Genomic DNA, 24054 nt, shown 5'->3' on the forward strand with positions numbered 1-24054 from the left:
CTCCGAGGGGGCACCGTATTTTTTCACCGGGCCCCAGCGGCCAGGCCGGACGCACACCGGCGCCGGAGACACCGCAAGGTGCCTCTCGTGTCACCAGTAGAGGAGCCAGCGTCCGTCGCACCACACCCCGTGTCCCTGCAGGGTGAGCCGCTCGTCATCGGCTTCCACCCGGGTGCTCGGCGCGACCTGGTGCAGGATGTGGCCGGAGTGGATCACCATCTCTCCGGCCTTGTAGGGGACGTAGTGCAGGGCGTGGAAGCGCTTCAGGTCGGCGGCGTCGTCGACCCAGCCCTTCTCCAGCGCGCGCCGGAAGTCCTCGTGGCTCGCGTCCCAGACGTTCAGGCCTCCGCCGGCCGCGGGCAGCCGGATGGGCAGGGTGAAGGAGAGCAGTCGGCTCAGATCGGTCCCAGGGGGCCAGGTGAAGGCCTTGTACTGCATGTCGAAGTGGACGGGTGCCTTCGCCCTGGTGAATACGGCCGCGGCCAGCCAGACATGGAAACCGGGCAGGGCGAGGTGCTCGGGATAGTGGACCGGGGCGTCGAGGTGCCGCCCGAGAAGGTACGCGAGACGCTCGTACAGCGGTCCGAAGGACTCCCACAGCACCGCCTTCGAGGCATCCGCGCGCTTCCGGTAGTCGCCGGTGTCCGCGTTCTCGGCGAGGTCGAGATAGCTGGGCGTCCCCAGGGTGAAGAAGGCGGCGGGCTCCGCGCCGCGTGGGATCCAGTGCTCGCGCAGGCCGTGCACGGTGTCACGGAGTACGGCGCTGTCCGCTTCGGTGAGGACGGTCAGCCTGTCGATCACGAGAGCCTCCCCCGCAGCAGGTCGAGCAGAGATGTGGTGACGGCACCGTCGAGTCGGCGGTCGTACCAGTCGTACGCCGGCATGGGGTTGACCTCCAGGCACCAGTGCGTGCCGTCCCCGGCGACCTTGAAGTCCCAGCCGGCGAAGGACATGCCGAGGTCTGCGGTGTGGCGGACCATGCGCTCGGCGAGCGGTCCGGGCAGCTCGCAGGGGGTGAACACCGCGTCGGGGTCGGTCCGGTAGTCCACCGCCTCGGAGGCGATGTCCTCGGCGTGCACCCGGCCGCCGACGACGTGCGCGCGGACGTCCCGGCCCTCGACGTGGCGCTGCAGATGCACCGGTCCCTGCCAGGGGTCGAAGCCGTCGAGGTCGCCCGGAGCGAGGAGGCGGCTGGTGGCCCGTACACCGGACACCGCTTTGACGATGGTCGGCCCGGCTTCGGCGAAGGCCCGCAGCCGCCGCGGCGACGAACTGGTGACGCTCGCGGGAACCATGAACCCGGCTCGGGCCAGCGACCATTCGTGCAGTGGCTTGGCTCCGTTGTCGCAGTGGATGGAGGGACGGTTGACGACAAGGCCCGGGATGTGGTCCAGCCAGGCCGCGAGGGCCGTCGTCAGCCAACGCCAGCGCAGCGCCGGCGCGGGATCCTCCTGAAGGGCCGACAGATCGGTGATCCTGCAGTAGTAGGCCCCCTCGGCGTCGAGGGTGCGACCACCGACCCGTGCCTGACGCCCGCCGCCCATGCTCAACTGCCAGTCGTCCGCCGCCACCGCCTCCAGCAGATCGACCGTCTCCACCTGTACGCCGCGGGCCTCGGCGGAGGCGGTGAAGTGCGCGAGGGTGGTCTCGGCGGCCAGCCCGACGGCGTAGATCATGGGAAGAACACCTTCAGCAGTTGAGGACCGAGTCCGAGCCAGACCATGCGCAGCTGTTCCACGTCGGGGAACGGCTCGACCATGACGGGCCTCGCCCGGGTGAGGTCCGGGGCTATCCGCCAGACCACGGCCGCCAGTTCGAGGCCGAGCCGCGCCGCGACGTCCGTACTGCGTTTCTCCAGGCACAGCGCGTCGAGTTCGACCGCGCTGCACGGCCATGCGCGGTCCCCGAGAACGACCACGGTCTCGAAGAGGGGATCGGGGTCCGACCACCTCGCGCGGTACGGGCCGGAGCCGTCCGAGACCTCCGGCCAGGGGTGCGTCCGCCAGGTGGCCAGGTCCTGCACCCACCACTGCGTGCCCTCCCCCTCGGCGGGCCGGTCGGGCGCGGGAGGCCGGGAGGAGAACACCTCGCACGACCCGCCGGTCAACCCGGCCCGCAGTTCGGTGAGGACCGCCGACGCGGAGACACGCGTGCCGAGGCCGCCGGGCGACGGACGGTTGATGACCGGTGCCGTGGTCAGTGCGGTGACGGCCCACAGGTGCGCCAGACACTCGCTGAGGTGGAACTCGGCGTCGAAGCTGATCCTCCGCAGGGGCGGGCTGGGCAGCCGGAGCATCATCGGCAGCGTCGGCTCGACGACGGCGTCGCCGCCGTCGACGGTGACGGTGAACATCTGCGCGGCGTCGAACACGTCGAGGACGACGGCTTCGTGCCCGCTCTCCACGACGAAGTCCCGTACCTCGGCCGCCACCGCGTCCTCGGGGTCGGCCACGAGAACCAGCCCGGAGAAGCCGGGAGCAGGAACCTCAGATGACGACACCGCGCCTCCTCAGCAGCCGGTTGCCGCGAGACGACCGCAGTTTCTCCGTGGCCTCCCGTACTTCCGCGAATGATTCCGCCGGGATGTCGAGCGTCTGGTGCGTCCCCGTCCCGGAGGGGGCGGGGACGGCGCGGCCGAGGCCGGACCCGGGATCCTCGGTCGCCTCACGCACGAAGGCGGCGGGTTCGGGTGAGGTCATCGCCCAGTCGAAGCCGTCCTTGCCGTCCTTGCTGTCTTTACCGTCCTTGCCGTCCTTGCTGTCTTTGCTGTCCTTCTGATCCTTGCCGTCCTTGCCGTCCTTGCCGTCCTTGCGGTCCTTGCCGTCCTTGAAATCCTTCCCGTCCTTTCCCTCCTTCGCGTCCTTTCCCTCCTTCGCGTCCTTGCCGTCCTTGCTGTCCTTCCACCACTTCTTCGGGGCCAACGTGGGCTTGGTGAGAGCGCCGTCCGTCTCGCCCGACTCGGGTTCGGAGAAGGTCCTGCCCCGCTGCGGGGCAGCCCACAGCGCGCCCGTGACATCACGCCGTTCCGCGGCCGAGAGAAAGGGCCGCACCCGTGACTCGTCCATGGTCCACGTCATTGGTTCGTGTCTCCCGTGGTCGTCCGAGCCTCCGCCCGGTACCGCCGCAACGCGGTCGTCAACCGTTTCTGGGCTTCGCCGTGATGGGGATTGAGGTTGAGGATCAGGTGGTCGACACCGCGTGCCTCGTACTGGCGCAGCCCCTCGGCCACCGCTCTCGGTGATCCGGTCAGGATGTCGGCGCCGGGAGGCGTCTCCGCGTCACGGCCGCTCGCCCCTTCGTCGGTGACGTCCACGTTGACGCCGAGGGTGATGCCCAGCGTCGCCGGGTCGCGGCCCACCCGCCGACAGCTCTCTCTGGCCCGGGCGATGGCCGTCTCGGCACCCGACGGAGCGCCGAACCAGCATGTGTTCCACAGGTCCGCGTAGCGCGCCGCCAGCGCCGTCATCCGCGGCTGGTGCGCACCCACCAGGACGGGAGGGCCGCCGGGCCGGGGGCCACGCGGGCGCAACTCGCAGTCACGGGTGCGGTAATGGCGGCCGGAGAAATCGGCGCGGCCGGTCCGGAGCAGCGGGAGGACGATCCGCAGCGCTTCCTCGAACCGGTCCACGCGGTGGTCGAAGGGGGCACCGAAGGCTTCGAACTCGGGCTCGTGCCATCCGCTGCCGAGGCCGAGGACCAGACGGCCCCCACTCACCTCGTCAAGGGTCACGGCCATCTTGGCCAGCAGCGCGGGATTACGGAACGCGGTGCAGGTCACCAGTGAGCCGAGCACCACCCGCTCGGTCGCCTCGGCGAGCGCGGACAGTACGGTCCAGGACTCCCAGATCCCCTCGCTCGTCCCGTCGGCCTCGCGAAACAGGAGATGGTCGAAGACCCACAACGAGTCGAATCCCGCGTGCTCCGCCTGAAGGGCGAGCGATTTGATCTCCGCGTACGCCGGCTGCCCCGACGGGTATTCCGCGAGAGGCAGAACAAGGCCGACTTCCATCGTTCCCCCCGGACGGTCAGCTCCCCACCTCCATCGAAATTACACCGAGTCACGGGCACGTAACCATCCGTCGGACCAGGGGTGCGCCGACTGGATTTCGTCAGCCTTCGGCAGTGGGTGCGCGCGACCGCCCGGCGTAGGGCGCGTGCACCGCGGATTCTTGTGCCGTGTGTGACAAAGGTGGGGCCCCGGCGAAGGCGACCAGCGCGACCTCGGCCCGGGAACGAAGAAGACCCCACATCACGTGGGGTCTCATCTGGTTCTGCTCTGGTGTCCGAGGGGGGACTTGAACCCCCACGCCCGATAAAGGGCACTAGCACCTCAAGCTAGCGCGTCTGCCATTCCGCCACCCGGACTAGGTGTCTGCCGCCTGGCCGGGGGTGTTCCCCGCGGCGACATGGACAACAATACCAAGGTTTCGGAGTGCCTTTCACCTGCATATCGGGGCTTCGGGCGGGGCCGTGCGGGCCTCGACGGGCGGGTCCGCACGGCCTCACCACAGGTGATCGGACGGTCACGAACAGGCCACCGAGGGCCGGGTCAGGCGACCGACGGCATGAGGTGGTACTCGGGGAAGTTCCCCGGCAGCCGCTCCCCCGCCGGGCCGCGCGTGACCGCCTTGACGAGCAGGTCGCCGCCGACGAAGGCGCCCCGCCAGGAGGCGCCGAAACCGCCGAAGAGCTCGTCGCGGTCGCCGCGGGAGCGCGGCTTTCCGTGGCCGACCTTGAAGGCGCGGATCTGGGGTGCCAGCCGCTCGTACGTCGCCCGGTCGTCGGTCGACAGGGTGGCGACGAGCGCGCCGTTGGACGCGTTCATGGCGGCGAGCAGCTCGGCCTCGGTGTCTACCAGGACGATCGTGTCGACCGGGCCGAAGGGTTCCGCGTGGTGCAGCGGGGAGGACGGGGGCGGGTCGAGGAGGGTGACGGGCTGGACGTACGCGCCGGTGTCCTGGCCGGGCAGGAAACGCGCGTCGGCGAGCCGGCCCCGGTGCAGCGGAACGGCGCCCCGGTCGACGGCCTCGGCGACCTGGTCGGTCAGTTCCTTGGCCTTGGCCGCGTTGATGACGGGCCCGAAGTCCAGGGTCGGGTACGGGTCGTCGGGGTGCTCCACGGCCAGCGGGTGGCCGACCCGGAGGGTGCGGACCGCCGGGAGGTAGGCCCCCAGGAACTCGTCGAACAGCTGCCGCTGGACGACGAAGCGCGGATACGCCGTACAGCGCTGTTTGCCGTAGTCGAAGAGCTTGGGGATGACGGCGGACAGGGTGTCCCAGTCGGTGTGGTTCCAGATGCCCCAGGTGTTGAGGCCCTCCTGCTCCAGGACATGGCGTTTGCCGAGGTCGGCCACGGCCGTGGCGACCGCGGCGCCGGTGTCGCGGCCGCCGACGAAGGAGACGCAGCCGATCTCGGGGGCGCGGACCAGCGCCTCGGACAGTTCGCGTCCGCTGCCGCTGACGAGGGTGACGGGGACGCCTTCGCGGGCGGCGAGGGCACTGGCCAGGGTGAGACAGGCGACGCCGCCGTCGGTCGGGGTCTTGGCGATGACGGCGTTGCCTGCCAGCGCCTGGACCAGCATCGCGTGGACGAGCACGCTCATCGGGTAGTTCCAGCTGGCGATGTTGGAGACCGGGCCGTCGAGGGGGACGCGTCCCTCGACCATGGGTTCGATGCCGTCGACGTACCAGCGGACGCCGTCGACGGCCCGGTCGACGTCGGCCTGGGCCAGCCGCCAGGGCTTGCCGATCTCCCAGACGAGGAGCAGGGCCAGCAGTTCGCGGTGCCGGGTGAGTGCGTCGAGGGTGGCGGCGACCCGGGCGCGGCGTTCGGCGAGGGGCACGTGGCGCCAGGCCCGGTGCTGGTCGAGACAGGCCCGGACGGCGTGGTGCGCGGTGGCGCCGTCCAGTCGGGGCGGGCCCGCGACGGGGGTGCCGTCGACGGGGCTGGTGGCGGGCAGAGCCCGGCCGTCGGCCTGCCAGGAGCCGTTCCAGAGGTTGAGGACCCGGTCGTCCCGGAAGGCCTCGGGGGCGACGGCGAGACAGCGCCGCCAGGCGTCGGTCCAGGCGGTGCCGGATTTGAGGGTGAGGGTGGGTGTGGGTGTGGGTGTGGGTGGTGCCATGGGTTCTCCGCTCTCGGTGCACAGTCGGGGGCGGGGGGCTTGCGTCTGCTGCCGGGGCTGGTCCGCGGGACGGGATCAGCCCTCGGCCTCCAGGGCGGCGAGCACCAGCCGGGCGGTCTCGGTGGGGGTGTTCCCGACCCGTACCCCCACCGCCTCCAGCGCCTCCTTCTTGGCGTGCGCCGTGCCGGAGGAGCCGGAGACGATCGCGCCGGCGTGGCCCATCGTCCTGCCCTCGGGGGCCGTGAAGCCGGCGATGTAGCCGACGACGGGCTTGGTGACGTGGTCGCGGACGTACGCGGCGGCCCGTTCCTCGGCGTCGCCGCCGATCTCGCCGATGAGGACGATCAGTTCGGTGTCGGGGTCGTCCTGGAAGGCGGCGAGACAGTCGATGTGGGTGGTGCCGACGACGGGGTCGCCGCCGATGCCGACGCAGGTGGAGAAGCCGATGTCGCGCAGTTCGTACATGAGTTGGTAGGTGAGAGTGCCCGACTTGGAGACCAGGCCGATGCGTCCCGGCTTGGTGATGTCGGCGGGGATGATGCCCGCGTTGGACTGGCCGGGGGTGATCAGTCCGGGGCAGTTGGGGCCGATGATCCGGGTGCCCTTGTCCTGCGCGTAGGTCGTGAAGGCGACGGAGTCGTGGACGGGGATGCCCTCGGTGATGACGACGGCGAGGCCGATGCCGGCGTCGACCGCCTCGACGACGGCCGCGTCGGCAAAGGCGGGCGGGACGAAGACTACGGTGACGTCGGCGCCGGTGGCCTCGATGCCCTCGGCGACGGAGCCGAAGACGGGGACGGCCCGCTCGTCGAAGTCGACGGTGCGGCCCGCCTTGCGGGGGTTGACGCCGCCGACGACGTTCGTGCCGGCCGCGAGCATGCGGCGGGTGTGCTTCATGCCCTCGCCGCCGGTCATGCCCTGGACGAGGATCTTGCTCTCCTTGGTGAGGTAGATGGCCATGTCCGGCTCCTCAGTTCGCGTGGGCGAGGTCGGCGGCGCGGCGCGCGGCGCCGTCCATGGTGGTGGCCTGGTGGACGAGCGGGTGGTCGCGGTCGTCGAGGATCGCCCGGCCGCGTGCGGCGTTGTTGCCGTCGAGGCGGACGACCAGCGGTTTGGTCAACTGGACGCTGTCCAGGGCCTGCACGATGCCTTCGGCGACCGCGTCGCAGGCGGTGATCCCGCCGAAGACGTTGACGAGGACGGACTTCACGTCGGGGTCGGAGAGGATGACGGAGAGACCGTCGGCCATGATCCGGGCGGAGGCGCCGCCGCCGATGTCGAGGAAGTTGGCGGGGCGCGCGCCGCAGCCCGCCACCACGTCGAGGGTGGACATGACGAGTCCGGCGCCGTTGCCGATGACGCCGACCTGCCCGTCCAGCTTCACGTAGTTGAGGCCCTTGGCGGCGGCCGCCGCCTCCAGCGGGTCGTCGTGCGCGAAGCCCTCGTCACCCCAGCGTGTCTGTCGGAAGCTCGCGTTGTCGTCGAGGGTGACCTTGCCGTCGAGGGCGATGATGCGGCCCTGTTCGGTGCGGACGAGCGGGTTGACCTCGACGAGGAGGGCGTCCTCGCGGGTCAGCACCTGCCAGAGCCGCATCAGGACGTCGACGGTCTGCGGGGGCAGGCCCGCCGCCTCGGCGATCTCGGACGCCTTCGCGGAGGTGACCCCCTCGACGGGATCGATCGGGATCCGGGCCACCGCCTCGGGCCTGGTCGCCGCCACCTCCTCGATCTCCATGCCGCCCTCGGCCGAGGCGATCGCGAGGAAGCGGCCGGCGGCGCGGTCGAGGACGTACGAGACGTAGAACTCGCTCTCGATCGCGACGGGTTCGGCGACCATCACCGTGCGGACGGTGTGGCCCTTGATGTCCATGCCGAGGATCTGCCGTGCGGTCAGTTCGGCGGCTGCGGGGTCGGCCGCGAGCTTCACCCCGCCCGCCTTGCCGCGTCCGCCGGTCTTCACCTGGGCCTTGACGACGACGCGTCCGCCGAGTCGGCGGGCGATCTCGCGGGCTTCCTTGGGCGAGTCGGTGACCTCCGCCCTCGGCACCGCCATGCCGTGTTCCTCGAAGAGTTCCCTTGCCTGGTGCTCGTACAGGTCCATTCCGGCTCCTGACTCAAAAGTGCCGCACGCCCCCTGGACACCACCCACCGGATGCGGGATAACAAGGTTCATACAGTATTCGTCGACTGTATGCAATCAACCGCGAGAGCATGCCAACCCCCACGAAGGCCCCATGAAAACCCCTACGAAGGGACAGGACTTCGCCATGCCCGACGGCAACAGCCAGGACCTCATCTCCGGTGGTCACCTCGTCGCGAAGGCACTCAAGGCGGAGGGTGTGGACGTCATCTACACCCTGTGCGGCGGCCACATCATCGACATCTACGACGGCTGCGTCGACGAGGGCATCGAGGTCGTCGACGTCCGTCACGAACAGGTCGCCGCACACGCCGCCGACGGCTACGCCCGCATCACGGGCAAGCCCGGCTGCGCGGTCGTCACCGCCGGCCCCGGCACGACCGACGCCGTCACCGGTGTCGCCAACGCCTTCCGCGCGGAGTCCCCGATGCTGCTGATCGGCGGCCAGGGCGCGCACACCCAGCACAAGATGGGGTCCCTCCAGGACCTGCCGCACGTCGACATGATGACGCCCATCACCAAGTTCGCGGCGACCGTGCCGGACACGGCCCGCGCCGCCGACATGGTGTCCATGGCGTTCCGCGAGTGCTACCACGGCGCCCCCGGCCCCTCCTTCCTGGAGATCCCGCGTGACGTCCTCGACGCCAAGGTGCCGGTGGAGAAGGCACGCGTCCCGAAGGCCGGCGCCTACCGGGCCTCGACCCGCTCGGCCGGCGACCCCGAGGCGATCGAGAAGCTCGCCGACCTGCTGGTGCACGCCGAGAAGCCCGCGATCCTGCTGGGCAGCCAGGTGTGGACCACACGCGGCACCGAGTCCGCCATCGACCTGGTGCGCACGCTCAACATCCCGGCCTACATGAACGGCGCGGGACGCGGCACGCTCCCGCCCGGCGACCCGCACCACTTCCAGCTCTCCCGCCGGTACGCCTTCTCGAACGCCGACGTCATCGTCATCGTCGGCACTCCCTTCGACTTCCGCATGGGCTACGGCAAGCGGCTGTCGCCGGACGCCACCGTCGTACAGATCGACCTCGACTACCGGACCGTCGGCAAGAACCGCGACATCGACCTCGGGATCGTCGGCGACGCGGGCCTCGTGCTCCAGTCGGTGACCGAAGCGGCTTCCGGGCGTCTCAACGGGGGCGCGTCGAAGCGCAAGGAGTGGCTCGACGAGCTGCGCGCCGCCGAGCAGACCGCCATCGAGAAGCGGCTGCCCAGCCTGAAGTCCGACGCCTCGCCCATCCACCCCTACCGGCTGGTCAGCGAGATCAACGACTTCCTGACCGAGGACTCCATATACATCGGCGACGGCGGCGACATCGTCACCTTCTCCGGTCAGGTCGTGCAGCCCAAGTCACCCGGGCACTGGATGGACCCGGGCCCCCTCGGCACGCTCGGCGTCGGGGTCCCCTTCGTGCTCGCCGCCAAGAAGGCACGGCCCGACAAGGAGGTGGTGGCCCTCTTCGGCGACGGCGCCTTCTCCCTCACCGGCTGGGACTTCGAGACCCTCGTCCGCTACGACCTCCCCTTCGTGGGCATCGTCGGCAACAACTCCTCCATGAACCAGATCCGCTACGGCCAGGCCCAGAAGTACGGCCTGGAGCGCGAGCGCGTCGGCAACACCCTCGGCGACGTCCACTACGACAAGTTCGCCCAGATGCTGGGCGGTCACGGCGAGGAGGTCCGCGACCCCGCCGACATCGGCCCCGCGCTCCGGCGCGCCCGCGAGTCCGGCAAGCCGTCGCTCGTCAACGTCTGGGTCGACCCGGACGCGTACGCCCCCGGAACCATGAACCAGACGATGTACAAGTGAGGTGACCTCGGCATGACCAAGGCTCTCGAAGGCATCCGCGTCCTCGACATGACACACGTCCAGTCCGGCCCGTCCGCCACCCAACTCCTCGCCTGGCTGGGCGCGGACGTGGTGAAGCTGGAGGCGCCGACCGGGGACATCACACGCAAGCAGCTGCGCGACCTCCCGGACGTCGACTCCCTCTACTTCACGATGCTCAACTGCAACAAGCGGAGCATCACCCTCAACACCAAGACCGAGCGGGGCAAGGAGATCCTCGCCGAGCTGATCCGGCGCTCCGACGTCATGGTCGAGAACTTCGGCCCCGGCGCGGTCGACCGCATGGGCTTCACCTGGGACCGCATCCAGGAGATCAATCCGCGTATCGTCTACGCCTCCATCAAGGGGTTCGGGGACGGTCCGTACACCAACTTCAAGGCGTACGAGGTCGTCGCACAGGCCATGGGCGGGTCCATGGCGACCACGGGCTTCGAGGACGGGCCGCCGCTGGCGACGGGTGCCCAGATCGGGGACTCGGGCACGGGCATCCACGCCGTGGCGGGGATCCTCGCCGCGCTGTACCAGCGGGAGAGCACCGGGCGCGGCCAGCGGGTCAACGTGGCCATGCAGCACGCCGTCCTCAACCTCTGTCGGGTGAAGCTGAGGGACCAGCAGCGGCTGGCACATGGCCCGCTCCGTGAATATCCCAACGACGACTTCGGCGACGAGGTTCCCAGGTCCGGGAACGCGTCCGGCGGCGGTCAGCCCGGCTGGGCCGTGAAGTGCGCGCCGGGCGGTCCGAACGACTACGTGTACGTCATCGTGCAGCCCGTGGGCTGGCAGCCGATGAGCGAGCTGATCGGCCGGCCCGAGCTGGCGGACGACCCCGAGTGGGCCACGCCGGAGGCCCGGCTGCCCAAGCTCAACAAGATGTTCCAGCTGATCGAGGAGTGGTCGTCCACCCTGCCCAAGTGGGAGGTGCTGGAGCGGCTCAACGCCCACAACATCCCGTGCGGGCCGATCCTCTCCACCAAAGAGATCATCGAGGACGAGTCGCTGGTCTCCAACGAGATGGTCGTCACCGTGCCGCACCCCGAGCGCGGTGAGTTCGTGACCGTCGGCAGCCCTCTGAAGCTGTCCGACTCCCCCGTGGACGTGACCAGTTCACCCCTGCTCGGCGAACACAACGAAGAGGTCTACGTCGGCGAGCTGGGACTCGGCGACGAGGAGCTCCGCCTGCTCAAGTCGAACGGAGTGATCTGATTGATGGCCGAAGACCGGGGCGCGCGGGTGCGTGAGCTCCTCGACGCCGTACGGGCCGAGGGCAGGAGCGCGCTGACCGCCCCCGAGGGCAAGGTGATCGCCGACGCGTACGGGATCGCCGTCCCCGGCGAGGAGCTGGCGCGGGACGTCGACGAGGCGGTGTCGTTCGCGGCGCGCTTCGGCGGGCCGGTGGTGATGAAGATCGTGTCGCCGGACATCCTGCACAAGACCGACGCGGGCGGTGTGGTCGTCGGCGTGGAGGGCGCGGCCGATGTACGGGCCGCGTTCCACACCATCGTCGACAACGCGCGCGCGTACGCTCCGGACGCCCGGATCGAGGGTGTCCAGGTGCAGGAGCTGCTGCCGAAGGGGCAGGAGGTCATCGTCGGCGCCGTGACGGACCCGACCTTCGGGAAGGTCGTCGCGTTCGGGCTCGGCGGGGTGCTGGTCGAGGTCCTCAAGGACGTGACGTTCCGGCTCGCTCCGGTCGACGCGGACGAGGCGCTGTCGATGTTGGACTCGATCCGCGCGGCGGAGGTCCTGCACGGGGTGCGCGGGGCGGCGGCGGTGGACCGGTGGGCGATCGCCGAGCAGATCCGCCGGGTCTCCGAACTCGTCGCGGACTTCCCGGAGATAGCCGAGGTGGACCTCAATCCGGTGATCGCGACCCCGGAGGGCGCCGTCGCGGCGGACATCCGGGTCATCCTCGCGGAGTCGGTGCCGAAGCCCAGGCGCAGGTACACCCGCGAGGAGATCCTCACGTCGATGCGGCGGCTGATGCAGCCCGCGTCGGTGGCCGTGGTCGGGGCCTCCAACGAACAGGGCAAGATCGGCAACTCGGTGATGCGCAACCTCGTCGACGGGGGTTTCGCCGGGGAGATCCATCCGGTGAACCCCAAGGCCGATGACATTCTGGGCCGCAAGGCGTACAAGAGTGTCACGGACGTCCCGGGTGAGGTGGATGTGGCGGTCTTCGCGATCCCCGCCAGGTTCGTGGCCGCGGCGCTGGAGGAGGTGGGTCGCAAGGGCATCCCCAACGCCGTGCTGATCCCGTCGGGCTTCGCGGAGACCGGCGAGCACGAGCTCCAGGAGGAGATCGTGGCGATCGCCGAACGGCACGGCATCCGGCTGCTCGGGCCGAACATCTACGGCTACTACTCGACCTGGCAGGACCTGTGCGCCACGTTCTGCACGCCGTACGACGTCAAGGGCGGGGTGGCGCTCACCTCGCAGTCCGGCGGCATCGGGATGGCCATCCTGGGCTTCGCGCGCACCACGAAGACGGGGGTGTCGGCGATCGTCGGGCTCGGCAACAAGTCGGACCTGGACGAGGACGACCTGCTGACCTGGTTCGGCGAGGACCCGCACACCGAGTGCATCGCCATGCACCTGGAGGACCTGAAGGACGGGCGGGCCTTCGTGGAGGCCGCGCGGGCGACCGTCCCGAAGAAGCCGGTCGTGGTCCTGAAGGCGGGCCGTACGGCGGCGGGCGCGAAGGCGGCGGGCTCACACACGGGCGCGCTGGCGGGCGACGACGCCGTGTACGAGGACATCCTCAGGCAGGCCGGGGTCATCAGGGCGCCCGGGCTGAACGACATGCTGGAGTACGCGCGCGCGTTGCCGGTGCTGCCGGCGCCCCAGGGCGACAACGTCGTGATCATCACGGGGGCCGGAGGCAGTGGTGTGCTGCTGTCGGACGCGGTGACGGACAACGGGCTGACCCTGATGGAGATCCCGCCGGACCTGGACGCGTCGTTCAGGACGTTCATCCCGCCGTTCGGGGCGGCCGGCAACCCGGTCGACATCACCGGAGGCGAGCCGCCGTCGACGTACGAGGCGACGATCCGGCTGGGCCTGGAGGACCCGCGCATCCACGCGCTCGTGCTCGGCTACTGGCACACCATCGTCACTCCCCCGATGGTCTTCGCGGAGCTCACCGCGCGCGTGGTGGCCGAGTTCCGGGAGCGCGGCATCGAGAAGCCCGTGGTGGCGTCGCTGGCGGGCGACGTCGAGGTGGAGGAGGCCTGCCAGTACCTCTTCGAGCGCGGGGTCGTGGCGTACCCGTACACGACCGAGAAGCCGGTGGCGGTGCTGGGCGCGAAGTACCGGTGGGCGCGTGCCGCGGGGTTGCTCTGATGCGCACGTCGGCCGCGAGTCGGCCGGGGGTCCGGGGGGTTGGCCCCCGGGCGCACTGCCCGGTGGGCGCGGGCGGCGGGACTGTTGGGAGGCGGCCGATGAGCTGAGCGACGGCTCGGACCACGGGGCCTGCGGCGACCGCTCACCGCGGGCCCCGGCGCAGAGAAGCACGGACAGGGGGCGCTGGCCAGACTTCTTCCACGCGGAGGGTTCGATCGACATGGCAACAACTGACATCTCCACACCCGTCCCCTACCGGGAGGTGACGGACGCAGGCGGCCGGATGTACCGGATCGGCGAGTCCGACCTGGACATCATGGGGCGCAAACGCAAGTGGATGGTCATCCTGCCGTGGGTGGGCATGATGGGCATCAGCTCGGCGGAGTACGCGTTCGCGTCCGCCGAGGAGACCCTGCACACGGCGCACAGCTGGAGCAACCAGCACATCTTCTGGATGCTGGGCGTCTGGGTGTTCTTCCAGGCCGCGGTGGCCTTCCCGGCCGGCAAGCTCCGGGAGAGCGGCAGACTGCCCGCCCGCTGGGCGATGATGCTGGGCGCCGTCGGCACCCTGCTCGGGTACGTGTCCCTCGCGTTCGCACCGCACGTCGTCGTCGCGTACATCGGCTTCGGCATGTTCAGCGGCATGGGTGCCGGCATGGTGTACGCGACCTGCGTGAACATGGTCGGCAAGTGGTACCCGGAGCGCAAGGGCGGCAAGACCGGCTTCGTCAACGGCGGCTTCGCCTACGGCTCGGTGCCCTTCGTGTTCATCTTCACCGGGTACATGGACCTGACGAACTTCCGCTGGGTGCTCGTCTGTGTCGGTGTGTTCCTCGCGGCGGTCGTCGCCGTGGCGGGCTACTTCTTCCAGGACCCGCCGAAGAACTGGTGGCCGGCCGAGGTCGACCCGCTGCGCAAGCCGGACGACCCGCGCGCGCGGCGCGCGCTGGAGAAGAACCCGCCGGCGGTGAAGCAGTACACGCCGGGTGAGGCCTGGCGGACGGGCCGCGTCGCGCTGATGTGGTTCTGTCTGCTGTGCACCTCGGGCGTGAACATCTTCGGCATCGCCTTCCAGGTGCCGTTCGGCGACGAGGCGGGCTTCGCGGGCGGGATCGTGGCCACCGCGATGTCCCTGAAGGCGATCGTCAACGGCACGGGACGCGGGGTCATCGGCTGGCTCTCCGACCGCTACGGCCGCAAGCAGTGCCTGATCTTCGTCTGCATCGTGCTGGGCCTGTCCCAGTACGGCATCCTGTGGTCCGGCAACATCGGCAACCTGCCGCTCTTCCTGGTGTTCTCCAGCATCTCCGGCTTCGGCGGCGGCGCCATCTTCCCGATGTTCGCGGCGATGACCGCGGACTACTTCGGCGAGAACAACAACGCCTCCAACTACGGTCTGGTCTACAGCTCCAAGCTGGTGTCCGGTCTGCTCGGTTCCGGCATGGGTGCCGTGGTCGTGGGCGCCTGGGACTACGCGGGCGCCTTCGTGCTCGCCGGTTCCATCTCGCTGTTCGCCGGGTGCGTGGCGGTCTTCCTGCACCCGCCGGGGCGGCCCCGCAACCGACGGATCACTCCCAACCCCCGTCCCCTCGGCGACGAAGTGGCCTGACGCCTTCCGCGTACGGCTGCAGGCGGCCGCCCCGTGGTCCCGCACCCGGGGCGGCCGCCTGCTGCCGTTGTCGTCCGGTGCCGGTCAGCACTTCTCCCGCAGCGAGTGCAGGTGCTCGCTGGAGCGGCGGGCGAAGGTGAAGGACTCGGAGGGGTTGTCGTGCTCGGCCTGCCAGTGGTGGGCGAGACGGTGGCCCTTCAGCCGGGTGACGGCCGAGATGAACTTCTGGTAGTCGATGTCGCCGTCGCCGACGTCCACCATGCGGTAGCCGTAGGGGTTCGACGGGTCGCTCTCGCCGTCCTTGACGTGGAAGAGCGGGTAGCGGTTCGGGCGGCGCAGGACGTAGTCGAGGGGCTCGAAGGGTGCGGAGGTGCCGTCGGGCCGCTTCGAGAACCGGAACTGGGCCACGTACGCCCAGTAGATGTCCATCTCCAGGAAGACCAGGTCGGGGTCGGTCTCACGGAGCAGCACGTCGTAGAGGCGCACCTTGGGGTTGTCGGTGGCGAAGGAGAACTCCTCGGAGTGGTTGTGCTGGTAGAACTTCATGCCCCGTGCCCGCGCCGCCGCGCCGTAGGTGTTGAACTCGTGGGCGGCCCGCTTCATCGCGTCGACGGTCGTGCCGTAGCGGAAGGGCCCGGCAGCGGTGCCGATGTGCTTGAGGCCCAGGGCCTGGGCGTCGTCGAGGACCTTGGTGAGGTTCTGGGCGAAGGTGTACGCGTTCGGGTCGCTGGAGTAGTAGCCGACGTGGCTGCCGATCGGGTTCAGGCCGTGGTCGCGGGCCAGGCGCTTGAGCTGCGCGAGGGTGATGGGGCCCGCCGAGCCCTGGGTGTAACCGGCGAACTCGACCTCGTCGTAGCCGTATTTCTCCAGCTCGGCGAAGACGGGCGCGAAGCCGAGGGTGGAGACCTTGTCGCGCAGACTGTAGAGCTGGATGCCGAGGCGGCCGGGCGGGAGGACGGGGCGGCCCCGGCCCTTGCCGGTGGCTCCGGTGGCGGTCGCGGCCTCGGTGCCCGCGGCGGCCTGCGCCGGGGCGGCCGCGCCCAGCAGGGCGGCGACGGTGGCGCCGGCGGCGACACCGAGCATGCCTCGTCTGCTGAGGCGGTGGGTGAGTTCGGGATCGGTCCCGTGCGTGCGGCTCATGCTGGAACTCCTCTGGGTGGGCGGGCGTTGTCAGTGGTGGGTGCTTCACTTGTGACCAGTCAGGACCCAGGGGTCCTGGGCCCCGGTCAGGACAGACCGGCAAGTCGGAGCAGGAGTGCTTTCACATCGGTGGCCGCCACACGGTCACCGACGGCTCGAGGGGTGGAGCAGATGATGAGCGGACCGTCGTCGTCGCTCACGGGAAGGCGGCCGTGGCTGCCGCGAATAGGTGAGGGGTCCAGCGGTACGACCGCCATGCGGTAGCGCAGGCCGAGTTTCTTGCGGGCCAGTGCCGTGGCCGCCTTCACCTTCACCAGCGGGTCGAGCGGGTCCATGAACAGCTCGACCGGGTCGTAGCCGGGTTTGCGATGGATCTCGACGAGGCGTGCGAAGTCGGGCGCGCGGTCGTCGTCGAGCCAGTAGTAGTACGTGAACCAGGCGTCCGGCTCCGCGACGGCGACGAACTCGCCGGAGCGCGGATGGTCGAGGTGATGGGCCTTCTTGCCCTCGTCGTCGAGGAGTTGATCAATCCCGGGGAGACCTGTGAGGGCTTCCCGGGTGGCGTCCAGGTCCTCGGCGCGGCGTACGTACACATGGGCGATCTGGTGGTCGGCGACCGCGAAGGCGCGTGAGGCCATCGGGTCGAGGTACTCCATGCCGTCCTGGGTGTGCACGTCGAGGAGGCCGGCGCGGCGCAGGGCGCGGTTGATGTCGACGGGGCGGTCCACGCGGGTGATGCCGTACTCGGAGAGCGCGACGACGGTACGGCCTTCCGCGCGGGCGTCGCCGAGCAGGGGTGCCAGGGCCCGGTCCAGGTCGGTGGCCGCCTTGAGGGAGCGCGGGTCGTCGGGGCCGAAACGCTGCAGGTCGTAGTCGAGGTGGGGGAGGTAGCAGAGCGCCAGGTCGGGACGGCGCGTGCGGACGACGTGGCGGGTGGCGTCGATGATCCAGCGGCTGGAGACCAGGTCGGCGCCCGGTCCCCAGAAGTGGAACAGGGGGAACGTGCCGAGTTTCGCGGTGAGTTCGTCGTGCAGGGCCGGGGGGCGGGTGTAGCAGTCGGGTTCCTTGCGGCCGTCGGAGTAGTAGATCGGACGGGGGGTGACGGTGATGTCGGTTTCGGCGCCCATGGCGTACCACCAGCAGATGTTGGCGACCGTGTAGCCGGGGTGGGCGCGGCGGGCGGCGTCCCAGAGTTTGTCGCCGGCGACGAGGCCGTTGTGCTGGCGCCAGAGCAGGACGTCGCCGAGTTCGCGGAAGTACCAGCCGTTGCCGACGATGCCGTGTGCAGCGGGGAGCGTGCCGGTCAGGAAGGTGGACTGGGCGGCACAGGTGACGGCGGGCAGGACGGTGCCGAGCGGGGCACGGGAGCCGGACTGGCCGAGGGTCTTGAGGTGGGGCATGTGGTCGAGGAGACGGGGGGTGAGGCCGACGACGTCCAGGACGAGGAGAGGAGTGGGCCCGGCGTCGGCTCGCGGGGGTGCGCCGGCCTCGGGGTTCATGGCAGCTCCTTGAGGCCGAGGTCCGTCAACAGGTCGCGGGCGAGGGCGAGTTCGGCCGCGATGCCGTCGGCCAGCTGGGTGCGCGTGCTGGGGCGCAGTTCGGGGGGCAGGGCCTGCCAGGTGTAGGTCTCGACCTCCAGATGGCGGGTGAGCGGGTGGGCGCCGCCGACCAGGTGGGCCAGGACGGCTTTGAGGACCGGGAGGGTGGAGGTGAGAGGCGGGGCGGGGGCCGCGTGCAGCGGGACGTGGAAGTGGGCGCGCCAGGGAGAGGCGTCGGGCAGCGTGTTGCCCGTGAGGGCCTCGCCCAGGTCGTCGGTGCCACGCAGGCCGGCGGCGGTGGAGGTGCGGGTCTGGTGCAGGAAGCGGGGCTCGTCGAAGGCGGCGAGGGCTTCGCGGACCTCGGGGAGGTGGGGGTGTTCGGCGTGCAGGGCGGCCGAGAGCTGGGATTTGACGATGGGGACACGGGCGCGGGTGAGGGCGTCCAGGGCGGTGTGCGGGTCTTCGAAGGACGTGGCGAGGTGGCAGGTGTCGACACAGACGCCGATGCGTTCGTGGTCGACGTCGGTCAGGGGTCCGATGGCGTCGGCGGTGGTCTCGACGGTGCAGCCCGGTTCGGGTTCCAGGCCGATGCGGATGGAGCGGCCGGTCAGCTCGGCCACGACGTCCAGGCGTTCGGCGAGGGTGCGCAGGGCGGTGCGGGACCGGGCGGCGCGGCTGTCGTCGTAGGCGGTGCGCCAGGCCAGCGGCAGGGTGGAGATGGTGCCGTCGGTGACGTCGTCCGGGAGGAGCTGGGCGAGCACCCGGGCGAGGGAGGTGGTGTGGTCGAGCCGCTCGGGGTCGGCCCAGTCCGGCCGGTAGACGCGGTACTTGACCTTCTCGGCGCCGAAGCCCTGATAGGGGAAGCCGTTGAGGGTGACCACCTCCAGGCCGCGCCGGTCGAGTTCGGCGCGCAGGCCGCGCAGCGCGGCCGGGTCGGTCACCAGGGCCGTGGCGGCGTCCCTGGCCAGCCACAGGCCGATGCCGAGGCGGTCGCGGCCGAGGCGGCGGCGGACGGGCTCGCAGTGGTCGCGGAGCTGGGCGAGGACACCGTCGAGGGTCTCGGCCGGGTGCACATTGGTGCAGTAGGCGAGATGGACGGTGGAGCCGTCGGGGTGGCGGAAGCGCATGGGTCACTCACCGCCGCGCAGGATGCTGTTGCCCTCGTGCGTGGCGTCCGTCGTGACGACGTCCAGGTCGAGCCGGCCGCTGAGTCCGTAGAACGCCACCGGGTTGCGCCACAGCACCAGGTCGACGTCTTCCTCGTCGAAGCCGGCCGCGAGGAGGGCGTCGGCCACCTTGCGGGTCTTGAGGGGGTCGCTCCTGCCCCAGTCGGCGGCGGAGTTCACCAGCACCTTCTCCGGGCCGGACTTCTTGAGAACGGCGACCATGCGCTCCTCGTCCATCTTGGTGTCGGGATAGACGGAGAAACCGAGCCAGGCTCCGCTCTCCCTGGCCTCCTCGACGGTGGTCTCGTTGAGGTGGTCGAGCAGCACCCGTTCGACGGGCAGGGCGGAGGCCCGTACGACGTCGAGGGTGCGGCGCAGGCCGGCGAGCTTGTCCCGGTGCGGGGTGTGGACGAGGGCGGGCAGGCCGTGGTCGGCGGCCAGCTGGAGCTGCTGTTCGAGCGCGTGGTCCTCGGCCGGGGTCATGGAGTCGTAGCCGATCTCGCCGACCGCCACCACCCCGTCCTTCAGCAGGTAGCGGGGCAGCTGGTCCAGGACCGGGGTGCAGCGCGGGTCGTTCGCCTCCTTGGGGTTGAGGGCGAGCGCGCAGTGGTGGGCGATGCCGTACTGGGCGGCGCGGAAGGGTTCCCAGCCGAGCAGGGAGTCGAAGTAGTCGATGAAGGACTCGGGCGATGTGCGGGGCTGGCCCAGCCAGAAGGCCGGCTCCACGACCGCGCGGACGCCCGCTTCGCGCATCGCCTCGTAGTCGTCGGTGGTGCGTGACGTCATGTGGATGTGGGGGTCGAAGATGCGCATCAGGACTCCTTGCCGTCGAGGCCGGGCTCGGCGGCCGGTGGGGGCGCGGTCAGGGCCAGGACGCGGTGCAGGTCCTCGGGTACGGGACGGCCCGCGGCGGTGCGTTCCTCGGCGAAGGCGCGGAGCATACGGGCGAGTTCGGTGTCGCCCGCGGCACGGCGGGGCAGGTCGGCGACCTCGCCGACGCGCACCCCGGTGAACAGGCACTTCAGGACGGCGTGCCGCCAGGGGTGCGGGGCCAGATGACGGGCGGCGTACGGGCCGAGCGCGGCGGCGACCAGGCGGGTGTCGTTGGTGCGCAGGGCGTCCTCCACGAGGTGCAGCGCGTCGGGGCCCGGCACGAGGTGCGACAGCGCGTGCAGGACCGCGCGGCGTTCGTCGGCGGTGCCCTGGCGGTAGACCCGGGTGAGCGTGTCGGTGTCGGCACGGGCCGCGTGCAGAATCAGGACGCGGACGGCGTCGGCGTGCTCGGTACCGCAGCGCCTGCCCGCCTCGGCGAGGCGCAGCTCCCAGGCCGGGACGGGAGCGTGGGCGCCCGGGTGTTCGGCGGCCTCGTCCAGGGCCCGGCCCAGCCAGGCCTGGGCGGCGCCCGGGAGGTGGGCGTCCAGGTGGCGGCGCAGGTCGGCGGGGGTGGTGTGGGCCGGGTGGGCGTGGTCGGCCGTCGGCGTGGGCGGGGTGCGGCGAGGGATCACGAGCTGCTCCCGGGAGGGCTGGTGCGGCCGGTGGTTCGGTTCGGAAGCGGTCGCTGCGGGAGCGATCGGTGCGGAAGCGATCGGTGCCGGAGCGATCGGCGCAGGAAGGAGAGGGATCGCTCGGCTTGGTGAGGGCCGGCGTGGGAGTGGCGGGGCAGTTCGACGACGGTCAGGGCGCCGTAGCCGACGGCGGCCAGGGCCTCCAGCACGGGCGGGAAGTCGATCTCGCCCTCGCCGAACGGCAGATGCTCGTGGACGCCCCGTCGCATGTCCTCGATCTGGACGTGCCGCAGCCAGGGCGCGGCGGCGCGCACGCAGTCGGCCGGAGGGAGGGGTTCGAGGCACTGGCAGTGGCCGATGTCGAGGGTGAGGCCGAGCACGGCGGGGCTGTCGAGGGCCGCGCGGAGACGGTGGAAGTCGGCGAGCGTGGCGAGGAGGTGGCCGGGCTCGGGTTCGATCGCGAGGGGGACACCGGCGGCGGTGGCGGCTTCGATCACGGGGGTGAGTGCGCCAGGGAGGCGTTTCCAGGCGGTGTCCTCGTCCGTGCCGGGCGGCGTGACCCCGCTGAAGCAGTGCACGGCGTGGGCGCCGAGGTCGGCGGCGACCCGCGCGGCACGGACCAGCAGGTCGGCACGGCGGGCGCGGTCATCCGGGTCGGGGTCCAGCAGGGTGGGACCGTGCTTGCGGCGCGGGTCCAGCACGTAGCGGGCCCCGGTCTCCACGGTGACGGACAGCCCGAGCTCGCCCAGCCGCCGCGCGAGTCGCCGGGTGCGGGCGGCGAGGTCGGGCGCGAGCGGGTCGAGGTGCATGTGGTCGAGGGTGAGACCGACCCCGTCGTAACCGAGGTCGGCCAGAAGGGCGAGCGCGTCGTCGAGCCGCAGATCGGCGAGGCCGTTGGTGCCGTAGCCGAAGGAGAGGGGGGTGGGTGGGCGGTTCATCGGGTCTCCTCGCGCGGCCCCGGCCCGCCCCTGTCGTGCCGCCGCAATCGCTCCGCGAACCCCGCCAACTCCGCGTACTGCTCCCCCAGTGCCGCCGGGCTCTCGCCCACCGGGTCCTTGAAATAGAAGGCCAGCTCGGCCAGGGGGCCAAAGAGGCCCACTTCGTGGGCGCGGGCCAGGAGTCGGGCGAGGTCGAGCACCAGGGGGGCGGCGAGAGCGGAGTCGCAGCCCTGCCAGGTGGTCTGGAGGACCATCCGGGCGCCGAGGAAGCCGTCGAAGGCGATGTGGTCCCAGGCGGTCTTCCAGTCGCCGAGGGCGGGGACGTCGTCGATGTGCGTCTCGCCCTCGGGGGTCACCCCGAGGCTGTCGGTCAGGACGCGCTCCTTGCCGGCGTTCTTGGCAGCGGCGGCGGCCGGGTCGGCGAGGGCGGCGCCGTCGCCCCCGCCGAGCAGGTTGGTGCCGGACCACGCCCGGACGGTCAGCGCCCGCTGCAAGAACATCGGGCCCAGGACCGAGCGGAGGAGGGTCTGCCCGGTCTTGCCGTCGCGGCCCGCGTACGGGAGGCCGGAGGAGGCGGCGAGGGAGGCCAGCGACGGGTGGTGGAGGCCGGTCGACGGGGTGAAGTTGACGTAAGGGCAGCCGGCGCGCAGGGCGGCCGCCGCGTAGAGGGAGCTCGGCGGCAGGGCCTCGCCGGTGGGCGCGGGCTCCGTCGACGCCACGTTCACCACCACGGCCCGGGTCAGCCCCCGGCGTCGTACGAAGTCCTGGATGTCGGCGGCGTGGGAGGAGATCAGTTCGTCGGGCGTCCGGGTGTCGCCCGGGAGGGGGCCGCCGGGCCTGATCTCCCCGTCGGTGGCGGCCAGTTCGGCGGCGACGGACATCGGCAGGTCGTGGGGCAGGACGCCGCCGGACGCCAGGGTCTCGGCCCGTTTGGGCAGGGGGCAGCCGGCCGTGTCGTGGCCGCCGAAGACGAGGGACGAGAGGGGCGGGAGGCCCGTGTCGGCGAAGAGGGGGGACTCGGTGACCATGCCCGTCGGGGTGTGCAGGCCCGCCGTGACGGCCGCGCAGCCGGCGACGACGGTGGTGGCGACGGAGCCTCGTGCCCCGATGAGCCAGACGCCGACGCTCGAGGGGGGAACGGACACGGACGTGGACATGGGCAGCCTCCTCGTCGAGCCAGTGAGTCGAGCCAGTGAGTCGAGCGGGTGAGCACACCCGGTGGGGGTGAAAGGGGCGAGACGGCGGGCGGGGGTCCGGCGTCCCCCGCCCGCCGTCGCTCAGTCGCCCGGCGTCGGGTCCGCCCTCTCGGCGGCCCGCGCGGGCAGTTCCTTGACGCGGATGTCGCGGAAGGACACCTGGTCGGCGGATCCGTGGTTCTGGATGCCCACGTGACCGTCGCGCAGGCTCCGTACCGGATCCGTGTTGGTGAAGTCGTTGATCTTCACGCCGTTGAGCCAGACGCGGAGGCGCTCGCCCTCCACGCGGATCTCGTACGTGTTCCACTCCCCCGGCGGGTTCAGGGCGCGGTCGCGCTTGCCGATGTCGGCGGAGCGGAAGCCGTAGACGGATCCGGTCGTCCTCTCGGGTACGTCCGTGGCGTCGATCTGGACCTCGTAGCCGTTGTTCACGGCCGACCAGGGGTCGTCGGAGGGCGGGAAGCCCACGAAGACACCGGAGTTGTCGTCGCCCGAGGGGCCGGACATCCTCCAGTCGAGCTTCAGGGAGTAGGACCCGAAGCTCCGGTCGGCGTACCAGAGCATGCCCATCCCGCCGGACGACGTGATCGTGCCGTCGTCGTCGAGGGTGAAGGAGCCCGGGCCCGCCTGCCGCCATGCCGCGAGCGAGTCGGCGGTGCCGTCGAACAGCGGCCGGTAGCCGTTCTCCGGACGGCAGTCGGCCTGGGCCTCGCCGATCGCCCACCGGATGCCGCCCAGCAGGTGCTGCCGGAAGGCGGGTTCGGCGAAGGACTCCTTGGTGTGGCCGCCGCCGGTGTAGAAGGCACGGCCGCCCTGGTACTCCTGGCACCAGGCGATCGGATGGTCGCCGTTCATGGTGCCGCCCATGTACGACGACTCGTCGAGCGAGGCGAGGACATGGGCCCGGTCACGGGGGTTGGAGCGGTAGTTGTACCACTCGTCCGTGCGGTTCCAGGTGGCGCCCAGTCCGGCGGTGGCCGGGTGGGCGTGGTCCTCGACGTCGACCGTCGCGGGCTGGATCGCGGGGTGCGACTGGAAGTACGCGCCCGCGAGCCCGCCGTAGAAGGCCCAGTCGTACTCGGTGTCGGCGGCGGCGTGAACACCCACATAGGCGCCCCCGCGTCTGATGTACCGCTCGAACGCGCCCTGTTGGGCAGCGTTCAGCACGTCACCGGTCGTGGAGAGGAAGACCACCGCGTCGTAGCGCCCGAGGTTGCGGGCGGTGAAGGCGGCGGCGTCCTCCGTGGCGTCGACCACGAATCCGTGGGCGGCACCCAGTTCCCGTACGGCCTTGACGCCCTCGGGGATCGAGTCGTGGCGGAACCCCGCGGTCTTGGAGAAGACCAGTACCCGGCGCTCGTCCCCGTGCCCGGCGACGCCGGGACCGTCAGGGCCTCCCGAGGCGCCCGTGTCATCCGACACGGCGGGCCCCGACACACAGCCGATCAGCAGGGCGGCGCCACCCAGCGCCGCCCACAGGCGTCCTCGTGTGCGTCCGTATCTCGGCATG

20 protein-coding genes and 1 tRNA gene are annotated in these 24054 nt (G+C 71.0%); 4 read left to right on the forward strand and 17 right to left on the reverse strand.

Annotated elements, in window-relative coordinates; all coding sequences use genetic code 11:
• Positions 1-90: 90 nt before the first annotated feature.
• The 9 genes from GWK25_RS28785 to sucC all read right to left on the reverse strand — a co-directional run bounded on the left by GWK25_RS28785 (position 91) and on the right by sucC (position 8222).
• A complete protein-coding gene (locus tag GWK25_RS28785) occupies positions 91-801 on the reverse strand; it encodes a hypothetical protein (protein WP_215454318.1) in 711 nt (236 codons plus the stop codon).
• Complete coding sequence (locus GWK25_RS28790; RefSeq protein WP_215454319.1) at positions 798-1676, reverse strand: RimK family alpha-L-glutamate ligase; 879 nt, start codon at positions 1674-1676, stop codon at positions 798-800. The genes GWK25_RS28785 and GWK25_RS28790 overlap by 4 nt, the downstream gene beginning before the upstream one ends.
• Entirely contained in the window at positions 1673-2500 is an 828-nt protein-coding gene (locus GWK25_RS28795) for a hypothetical protein (protein WP_215454320.1), read from the reverse strand. The genes GWK25_RS28790 and GWK25_RS28795 overlap by 4 nt, the downstream gene beginning before the upstream one ends.
• Entirely contained in the window at positions 2487-3077 is a 591-nt protein-coding gene (locus GWK25_RS28800) for a hypothetical protein (RefSeq protein WP_215454321.1), read from the reverse strand. The genes GWK25_RS28795 and GWK25_RS28800 overlap by 14 nt, the downstream gene beginning before the upstream one ends.
• Positions 3074-4009, reverse strand: a complete 936-nt coding sequence (locus GWK25_RS28805; protein WP_215454322.1) for an LLM class flavin-dependent oxidoreductase — start codon at positions 4007-4009, stop codon at positions 3074-3076. Before GWK25_RS28805 ends, GWK25_RS28800 begins: the two co-directional genes overlap by 4 nt.
• 268 nt (positions 4010-4277) lie before the next feature.
• Positions 4278-4365: transfer RNA gene (locus tag GWK25_RS28810), tRNA-Leu, on the reverse strand.
• A 184-nt stretch (positions 4366-4549) separates the two neighbouring features.
• On the reverse strand, positions 4550-6121 hold the full coding sequence (locus tag GWK25_RS28815) for an aldehyde dehydrogenase family protein (protein ID WP_215454323.1): 1572 nt from the start codon (positions 6119-6121) through the stop codon (positions 4550-4552).
• Positions 6122-6196: 75 nt separating this feature from the next.
• Complete coding sequence (gene sucD / locus GWK25_RS28820; protein ID WP_215454324.1) at positions 6197-7081, reverse strand: succinate--CoA ligase subunit alpha; 885 nt, start codon at positions 7079-7081, stop codon at positions 6197-6199.
• 10 nt (positions 7082-7091) lie between these two features.
• A complete protein-coding gene (gene sucC, locus GWK25_RS28825) occupies positions 7092-8222 on the reverse strand; it encodes an ADP-forming succinate--CoA ligase subunit beta (RefSeq protein ID WP_215454325.1) in 1131 nt (376 codons plus the stop codon).
• A gap of 166 nt (positions 8223-8388) precedes the next feature.
• Here sucC and GWK25_RS28830 point away from each other — a divergent pair, with 166 nt between their 5' ends.
• From GWK25_RS28830 to GWK25_RS28845, 4 genes are all read left to right on the forward strand, one after another.
• Entirely contained in the window at positions 8389-10074 is a 1686-nt protein-coding gene (locus GWK25_RS28830) for a thiamine pyrophosphate-binding protein (protein ID WP_215457665.1), read from the forward strand.
• Positions 10075-10086: 12 nt separating this feature from the next.
• Positions 10087-11316: a formyl-CoA transferase gene (gene frc, locus GWK25_RS28835; protein WP_215454326.1), complete on the forward strand. Its 1230-nt coding sequence runs from the start codon at positions 10087-10089 to the stop codon at positions 11314-11316.
• Positions 11317-11319: 3 nt separating this feature from the next.
• On the forward strand, positions 11320-13452 hold the full coding sequence (locus GWK25_RS28840) for an acetate--CoA ligase family protein (RefSeq protein WP_215454327.1): 2133 nt from the start codon (positions 11320-11322) through the stop codon (positions 13450-13452).
• Between the two features lie 220 nt (positions 13453-13672).
• Positions 13673-15061, forward strand: a complete 1389-nt coding sequence (locus GWK25_RS28845) for an OFA family MFS transporter (protein ID WP_215454328.1) — start codon at positions 13673-13675, stop codon at positions 15059-15061.
• A gap of 84 nt (positions 15062-15145) precedes the next feature.
• On the opposite strand, the gene GWK25_RS28850 is transcribed toward GWK25_RS28845, so the two are convergent.
• From GWK25_RS28850 to GWK25_RS28885, 8 genes are all read right to left on the reverse strand, one after another.
• The gene (locus GWK25_RS28850; RefSeq protein ID WP_215454329.1) at positions 15146-16201 is read right to left on the reverse strand and encodes a sugar phosphate isomerase/epimerase; all 1056 of its coding nucleotides are present in this window, start codon (positions 16199-16201) and stop codon (positions 15146-15148) included.
• 86 nt (positions 16202-16287) lie between these two features.
• Positions 16288-17700, reverse strand: coding sequence for a nucleotide pyrophosphatase/phosphodiesterase family protein (locus tag GWK25_RS28855; RefSeq protein ID WP_215454330.1), 1413 nt, complete (start codon positions 17698-17700; stop codon positions 16288-16290).
• Entirely contained in the window at positions 17697-18866 is a 1170-nt protein-coding gene (eboE, locus tag GWK25_RS28860; RefSeq protein WP_215454331.1) for a metabolite traffic protein EboE, read from the reverse strand. The genes GWK25_RS28855 and eboE overlap by 4 nt, the downstream gene beginning before the upstream one ends.
• 3 nt (positions 18867-18869) lie before the next feature.
• Positions 18870-19718: a TatD family hydrolase gene (locus tag GWK25_RS28865; RefSeq protein ID WP_215454332.1), complete on the reverse strand. Its 849-nt coding sequence runs from the start codon at positions 19716-19718 to the stop codon at positions 18870-18872.
• Positions 19718-20410, reverse strand: coding sequence for an EboA domain-containing protein (locus tag GWK25_RS28870; RefSeq protein ID WP_374200644.1), 693 nt, complete (start codon positions 20408-20410; stop codon positions 19718-19720). Before GWK25_RS28870 ends, GWK25_RS28865 begins: the two co-directional genes overlap by 1 nt.
• Entirely contained in the window at positions 20407-21348 is a 942-nt protein-coding gene (locus GWK25_RS28875) for a sugar phosphate isomerase/epimerase (protein ID WP_215454333.1), read from the reverse strand. The genes GWK25_RS28870 and GWK25_RS28875 overlap by 4 nt, the downstream gene beginning before the upstream one ends.
• A complete protein-coding gene (locus GWK25_RS28880; RefSeq protein ID WP_215454334.1) occupies positions 21345-22505 on the reverse strand; it encodes an inositol-3-phosphate synthase in 1161 nt (386 codons plus the stop codon). Before GWK25_RS28880 ends, GWK25_RS28875 begins: the two co-directional genes overlap by 4 nt.
• A gap of 120 nt (positions 22506-22625) precedes the next feature.
• Entirely contained in the window at positions 22626-24053 is a 1428-nt protein-coding gene (locus GWK25_RS28885; protein WP_215454335.1) for a ThuA domain-containing protein, read from the reverse strand.
• Position 24054 lies beyond the last annotated feature (1 nt).

The sequence above is a fragment of the Streptomyces sp. ATCC 21386 genome (genome assembly GCF_018728545.1).
Classification (GTDB): Bacteria; Actinomycetota; Actinomycetes; order Streptomycetales; family Streptomycetaceae; genus Streptomyces.